This is a genomic window from Enterobacter sp. 940_PEND (assembly GCF_001059415.1).
Classification (GTDB): Bacteria; Pseudomonadota; Gammaproteobacteria; order Enterobacterales; family Enterobacteriaceae; genus Enterobacter; species Enterobacter cloacae_M.
This window is the reverse complement of record NZ_JUMS01000102.1, coordinates 1-6,854: the sequence shown is the minus strand read 5'-3', so window position 1 is coordinate 6,854 and position 6,854 is coordinate 1. Positions and strand designations below refer to the sequence as shown.

Sequence of the window (6,854 nt, the reverse complement as noted above, 5' to 3'; positions counted from 1 at the left end):
TTCCGGGTTGGACTCAAGACGATAGTTACCGGATAAGGCGCAGCGGTCGGGCTGAACGGGGGGTTCTTGCACACAGCCCAGCTTGGAGCGAACTGTCTAAACGGAACGGGACGTGGTGATTTAGGTAAAGCTTCCACCACAACACGGATGCCGCATGACGGGAACAGGAAAGCGCAAGAGGGAGCCACCAGGGGGAAACGCCTGGTATCTTTATAGTCCTGTCGGGTTTCGCCACCACTGATGTGAGCGTCTGATTTCGTGATGCTTGTCAGGGGGGCGGAGCCTATGGAAAAACGGCAACGCCGTGGCCTTATCGTTTCCTGCTAAGTTCTTTCCTGGCATCTACTAGGAAATTTCCGCCCCGCCTGTAAGTTGGTACCGCTCGCCGCAGCCGAACGACCGAGCGCAGCGAGTCAGTGAGCGAGGAAGCGGAATATATCCTGTATCACATATTCTGCTGACGCTCCGCTGCTGCATTTTTCTCCTGCCACATGAAGCACTTTCCTGAACCCCCACCCCGTCGTAACATACTAAGCCAGTATACACTCCGCTAGCGCTACGTGACTGGTTCAGGGCTGCGCCCCGAAACCCGCTAAAAGCCACTGACGCGCCTGCGGCTTGTCCAACCCCGGCCGACCGGGAACAGATTTCCCGCCCGTCCCGGCGTTAAGAGGAGACCGGTTTGTCAGAGAAACGGAACAAGATGCTCACCATGTGGGTGACGGAGGACGAGCACCGGCGGCTGCTTGAGCGCTGCGACGGCAGGCAGCTGGCGGCGTGGATGCGGCAGACCTGCCTGGACGAAAAGCCTGCGCGTACCGGAAAGCTTCCCTCTATCTCGCCGGCGCTGCTGCGCCAGCTTGCTGGCATGGGCAACAACCTGAACCAGATAGCCCGCCGCGTTAACGCCGGCGGCGGTACCGGTCATGACAGGGTGCAGATTGTGGCGGCGCTGATGGCCATCGATGCCGGACTTGAGCGGCTGCGGCACGCCGTTCTTGAGAAAGGAACGGACGATGATCGTTAAATTTCATCCTCGGGGTCGCGGCGGTGGCGCCGGTCCAGTGGACTATCTGCTGGGTAAAGACCGGCAGCGTGAAGGCGCCAGCGTCCTGCAGGGGAAGCCGGAAGAGGTCCGGGAGCTGATTGACGCGTCGCCTTACGTGAAGAAATACACCTCCGGCGTCCTGTCGTTTGCGGAGGCCGATCTGCCTCCCGGCCAGCGGGAAAAACTGATGGCCAGCTTCGAGCGGGTTCTGATGCCCGGACTCGATAAAGATCAGTACAGCATTCTGTGGGTGGAGCACGCGGACAAGGGGCGTCTGGAGCTGAACTTCCTGATCCCCAATACCGAGCTGCTGACCGGCAGACGGCTCCAGCCATACTACGACCGAGCCGACCGGCCGCGCATCGATGCCTGGCAGACCATCGTGAACGGCAGACTGGGGCTGCACGACCCGAACGCGCCGGAAAACCGCCGGGCGCTGGTCACGCCGTCCGGCCTGCCGAAAACGAAGCAGGAGGCCGCAGAAGCCATTACCCGGGGGCTGCTGAGCTTAGCCTCGTCAGGGGAGCTGAAAAGCCGTCAGGACGTCACTGACACTCTTGAAGGTGCAGGTTTTGAGGTGGTGCGCACCACGAAAAGCAGTATCAGCATCGCCGACCCGGACGGGGGGCGAAACATCCGACTGAAGGGAGCCATCTATGAGCAATCTTTTTACGGCCTCGAGGGACTTCGAGGAGAAATTGAAAGCGCAGCAGCAGAGTACCGGCGAGATGCTGAAGGCCGCATTCAGCGAGCACGAGCAGTCTGTCGGAGCGGAACTGAGCGCAAGCGCGAGGAGAATCAGCGACGCCATCAGCGCCCACGAGCAGAGTATGAGCGAGGCGATGGAGAAAAACCGGCGGAGCGTGCTGCTGACGGCAGGGAGGACATGGCTTACCATCCTGATGGTTTCAGCGCTGCTGATCGGCACGAGCGGGAGCATTCTGTGGTGGCAGGGGCAGCAGATAACCGACAATTACACGACCCTTCGCCAGCAGGAGGACGCCCTGGCGAAGATGAGCGCGAAAACATGGGGTGTGAGCTACCAGAGCGACAGCAACGGCCGGTTCCTGGTGCTGCCGAAGGGAGCGAAAGCCGAAACAGGCTGGACAGTGGACAGCGGGAAGCGGAACGCGGTGAAGCTGGTACAGGAGTAGAGCAGAATGACAGAGCTGGAAAAGCAGTTGCTGAGCGCATTAGAGCAGCTACAGCAGGACTACTCGCAAAGGCTGGACGAATGGGAGAGCGCCTTCGCGGAATGGCGGAGCATGTGTGGGCTTATGCAACGGGAGAACGCGGTGCTGAACGAGCGCGTGTCGGACTTGAGCACGCAGGTGCTGAGTTTAAGCGAGCAGCTGCGCCGCTTGTCCGGGAACTGAATGCCATCGAGCTCCGGCAGAGGGAGAATGAGTATCAGAAAACACTGGAGCTGGAGCGCCAGCCGCAGAAAACCTACCGCGGGCCGACACTTTAAACCATCCAGGCAGCTGACAACCCGCACGAAGAGGGGCTCTTATTTCTCCCGCTAAATAGGTTCGTGATCAAAAAGGTCACGACTTATTCAGGAGCGGGATATGAAGCTGTTAAATCTTATTGAATCATTGCTTAACTGCCTGTATCTGGCGGCGGAGCTGTGGGACTGGCTGGAGAAGCATTTGTCGGTTTTTAAGGCATTGGCGCGGATTTTAGTGTGACTTTAACATCCATGCATCTGGCTGCATGACTATGCACCAGTGTAATATTCAGCGGCTGCGTTTCTGGTGTTTTTTCGTTATGTCTGTCGCCACTTTCTCGCGTCTGGCACCGGAAACGCAGCCAACCCCGTTTCAGCGGTGCGCCCAACGGGTGTTATGGTAAATCAGGTCAGCTTTCTTTGGGGGGCTGCGGTTTTTTTGGGAGTCCCCCTGCATTCTTTACACCAGCTTTGTATGACCATCTTTTCCGCCTAAACCTTCCGATAACGGATGTTAGTCACCGGTATGGTTACTCTGAACCTGAGCGAAACAGCCGCAACCAGAAACCCCGCTTTTTTTCCTGCTCCAGCGCGTCCGTCAACCGACTGATTTCCGCCTGCAGTTGATTGCGCTCCTCTTCCTGCACTCGTTTTTCTGTTTCCCGCGCGATTTTATCCTCGAGCATCATGGTGATGGTTTTCTGAAGTGCATCCAGCTTCTGCTGAATGGCCTCTAACTGCGGATTTTCCTCGTGGATACTACCATTTTCAGGGTGTCCCTTATTGTGCCTTTTTGGTGTCTCATGAGTGCGCAGCTCACCATAGACTCGAATCAGTTCACTGGTCTCGAACTCCCGGCGATCATTTTTCCCTGTGCGATAGCTGACAAGGCCTTTAGCCATGTCACGATATAATTGCGAACGCGATTTTCCTGTTAATTTCAGTGCGTCCTGAACTGTGTGCCATGCCATAAAAGTGACAGTGTCTCCTGTGTGTCCCGTATGCCAGTGTGTGAGCATACATCCGGTTTTAACACGGAATGTCATAGGTTGTCAGTCGGTGGTGAAAAATGGGAAAGAAAACCTTGTTGACGATATGACTTTTTCGGGTGTAGCATCAAACAACTGTATATAAACACATGTTTTTATGTACAGTATTTGTGGTGTGGCAGAGTACTTATAACAGCCTGCAGGGAACCCGCCCGGTGGCTTCCGGCAGGCAATAAACCGCACACCTAATTTCTCAGAAGAACAAGTCAAACAAAAAAAATAAGAAGAGGATGAAGTCATGAGTGGTAACGGTGACGATAACGCCCACAACAGCGCATTCGGTGGCGGGAAGAATCCCGGCATGGGGAATACAGGCTCAGGCAGTAATTCAGGATCATCCGGCAGCGGAAATACAGGCAGTCATTTTAATGGCCCGGCAGTAACATACGGTCCGGACGGGTCTCCGCGTATTAACCTGTCTGATGCCAGCTCTTCACAGCCCGGTGGCAGCGGTGGTAATAACGGCGGTGATCGCGGTGGAAATTCAGGCTCTCAGTCGGGTAACAATAATTCTTCTGATCCGTCGAAAGGAAATGGCACCGGCGGGGTACCCACGACATGGGACCGTACGGCAAACTATTACAGCAGCAGCGATCAGGTCTCACGTAAGGCGCTTAAAAATATGTACGAGGAAGCGGTCAGGACGGGAAATATCCCAGCAGCCGCCCGTGGTAGTCTCCGTGCAAACGTGCAGGCAATGCTGGATGAAGACAAACGTCTGGCGGATGCCCGGGCCGCTGCAGAAGCCGAGCAGCGTCGTCTGGCTGCTGAAACTGAGCGTCAGCGGCAGGCTTATGACGCTGCGGTTAAAGCTGATGCCGGTGCCATGGCTCAGGCAGCGGCAGCGCTAAAATCAGCAGATGATGCTCGACTGGCAGCCGAAAACGCACTTCAGGTAGCGCGTTCCCGTCAGGCTTCGATTGGTAATCTACCCGGTACGTGGGACCGTACAGCTAATTATTACAGCAGCAGCGATCAGGTCTCACGCAAGGCACTTAAAAACATGTATGAAAAAGCGGTCAGTACGGGGAGTATTCCTGCTGCCGCCCGCGGTAATCTTCGTGAAAAAGTGCAGGCGATGCTGGATGAAGACAAACGTCTGGCTAATGCCCGCGCGGCAGCTGATGCTGAAGTTCAACGTCTGACCATCGCTCTGTCGAACGCCCAGCAGGCAGTTGTCGCCGCCCAGAAACAGCAGGCGGATACTATCGCTCAGGCTGCGGAAAAAGCGCGTCAGCGTCAGGCCGAAGAGGCGGAACGTCAGCGGCAGGCTGCGGCCGCAGAGCAAAAGCGCCTGGCAGACATTGCGGCTGAACAGGCCCGGATTGCAGCTGAACAGGAAAAAGTCCGTCAGGCCAGACAGGCTGCGGTGAATAAACTGAAATCCAGCGGTATCCAGTCCGTGCGCGGGCTGCCGACGACGGCGGCGCCGGCAGCCTCTCCACTAACCTGGTCCGTAGCCTCTGCCGGTGGCATTTCTCTAGGCAGTGATGTGGCAGGTGCGGTCTGGTCACGTATCTCTGCGGCACTTGCTGAACTGCGTGGCATTATGGCCGCCAGCATGGCCGGGCCGGTGGCGGTAACCGTTGCTGGCCTGCTGTATTCACGTGATGTTGGTGTGGGAAGTGACGTCGTTCCCGGCCGTGATATCAGCGCGATGATGCCGGGGGATGCGTTTTCACTGCCTGATACTGCGACGCTGGACGCGGCGGCTGACGGAAAAACCGGTGTCAGCATGCCGGTGCGTGGTCGTATGGTATTGCGTGATGATGGCACCCTGGAGACGCAGTTGGTCAGAACGACTGTTGCCGGTAATGTTCCGGTGGTGCGGGGCGTGCTGGATCCTGCCACAGGCTACTGGAGTTATGCGTTGCCGGCGATGGCTGGTGTTCCCGGTCAGACCATTCTGGTCAGCCCGTCGGATGCGCCCGGTATCAATGGTCCACTGGGACTGGCGGGGCCTGTTCCGCTGCCGGAATTCATTGTGCATACCGGTGGTGAGGATTCCGCACCGCAGGGAGTGACTGTTACAACGACCCCGGTGACGGAAGATCTGGATTTTAACGACCTTATTCTGATATTCCCGTCAGACTCCGGCCTGAAGCCACTGTACATCATGCTGCGTAACCCGCGTAACATTCCGGGTACCGCGAGTGGTAACGGTCAGCAAACTGGTGATAACTGGCTGGGTAGTGCTGGTACTGGTGATGGTGCTCCTATTCCGAGTCAGATTGCAGATAAGCTGCGCGGGCGTGAGTTCGGGAGTTTTGATGCGTTCCGCCGTGCCGTATGGGGTGAGGTTGGAAAAGAAGCAACGTTGACTAGTCAGTTCAATGAAAGTAACAAGAAAGCCCTTCGTAAAGGATATTCTCCTTTCCCTCCTGAAGCTGAGCAGGTTGGTGGGCGCACTCGTTACGAACTCCACCACATCACGCCTATTAAAGATGGTGGGGCCGTTTATAATATTGACAATATTAGAATTTTAACGCCAAAAAGGCACATCGATCTTCATAAGAATGGTGAATGATATGGACAAAAAGAACATTACTGAATATACCGAAGCTGAATTTTTGGCTTTTGTTAAGAAAATTTGTGATGCAGATTATGACACCGAAAATAAGCATACAGAAGCTGTCCTGTTGTTTAAAAAATTAACTGAACACCCTGACGGTTCTGATCTCATCTATTATCCAAAACCCGGTCATGACGACAGCCCTGAAGGTATTGTTAAAACAGTAAAAGAGTGGCGAGCCGCAAATGGTAAGCCTGGCTTTAAGTCAGAGTAATGATTTTCAGGAGCCTTCATTGAAGGCTCCTTTCATCCGGATAATTATAAAAATAAAAGGACTGAATATGAAAAGAGTACTTTTCTTAGATGTAATAGTGGTTTCGATGATGCTGGCAGCATGCCAGGTTAATAATGTCCGCGATACCGGTGGCGGGGCAGTCTCACCGTCATCAACAGTGACTGGTGTCACGCTCGGCAGTGAAACAGATGGCAATCCATAAAGGATCTTCTTGAGATCCTTTTCAATGAGTCGTAATCTCTTGCTCTGTAAACGAAAAAACCGCCTGGGGAGGCGGTTTTTCGAAGGTTAAGTCAGTTGGGGAACTGCTTAACCCGGTAACAGGGTTCACGAGACCGCCATTACCAAAACTGTTCTTCCAGTGTAGCCTCTGTTAGGCCACTACTTCAAGACCTCTTATCTATCTTCTCGTGTACTCCTGTTACCAGTGGCTGCTGCCAGTGGCGTTTTGTCGTGTCTTTCCGGGTTGGACTCAAGACGATAGTTACCGGATAAGGCGC

The 6,854-nt window shown here is 55.0% G+C and carries 6 protein-coding genes and 2 pseudogenes; 5 read left to right on the top strand and 3 right to left on the bottom strand.

Annotated features, from left to right (window positions below; all coding sequences use genetic code 11):
- Positions 1–72, bottom strand: a pseudogene (locus tag ADJ24_RS25600) (replication initiation protein); the annotation flags it as partial.
- A gap of 610 nt (positions 73–682) precedes the next feature.
- On the opposite strand from ADJ24_RS25600, the gene ADJ24_RS14835 reads away from it, so the two are divergent.
- Positions 683–1,027 (top strand): MobC family plasmid mobilization relaxosome protein, encoded by a 345-nt coding sequence (locus ADJ24_RS14835; protein WP_032623643.1) that lies wholly within the window; start codon positions 683–685, stop codon positions 1,025–1,027.
- Complete coding sequence (gene mbeA, locus ADJ24_RS25860) at positions 1,017–2,519, top strand: plasmid mobilization relaxase MbeA (protein ID WP_048702755.1); 1,503 nt, start codon at positions 1,017–1,019, stop codon at positions 2,517–2,519. The genes ADJ24_RS14835 and mbeA overlap by 11 nt, the downstream gene beginning before the upstream one ends.
- A 509-nt stretch (positions 2,520–3,028) precedes the next feature.
- On the opposite strand, the gene ADJ24_RS14825 is transcribed toward mbeA, so the two are convergent.
- Positions 3,029–3,469 (bottom strand): hypothetical protein, encoded by a 441-nt coding sequence (locus tag ADJ24_RS14825; protein WP_045337632.1) that lies wholly within the window; start codon positions 3,467–3,469, stop codon positions 3,029–3,031.
- A 316-nt stretch (positions 3,470–3,785) separates the two neighbouring features.
- On the opposite strand from ADJ24_RS14825, the gene ADJ24_RS25700 reads away from it, so the two are divergent.
- From ADJ24_RS25700 to ADJ24_RS24385, 3 genes are all read left to right on the top strand, one after another.
- Positions 3,786–6,074: an S-type pyocin domain-containing protein gene (locus ADJ24_RS25700; RefSeq protein WP_053089601.1), complete on the top strand. Its 2,289-nt coding sequence runs from the start codon at positions 3,786–3,788 to the stop codon at positions 6,072–6,074.
- Between the two features lies 1 nt (position 6,075).
- Positions 6,076–6,333, top strand: a complete 258-nt coding sequence (locus ADJ24_RS14815) for a bacteriocin immunity protein (RefSeq protein ID WP_045337636.1) — start codon at positions 6,076–6,078, stop codon at positions 6,331–6,333.
- 67 nt (positions 6,334–6,400) lie between these two features.
- Entirely contained in the window at positions 6,401–6,556 is a 156-nt protein-coding gene (locus tag ADJ24_RS24385) for a colicin release lysis protein (protein WP_049224158.1), read from the top strand.
- 194 nt (positions 6,557–6,750) lie between these two features.
- On the opposite strand, the pseudogene ADJ24_RS25765 reads toward ADJ24_RS24385, so the two are convergent.
- Positions 6,751–6,854, bottom strand: a pseudogene (locus ADJ24_RS25765) (replication initiation protein); the annotation flags it as partial.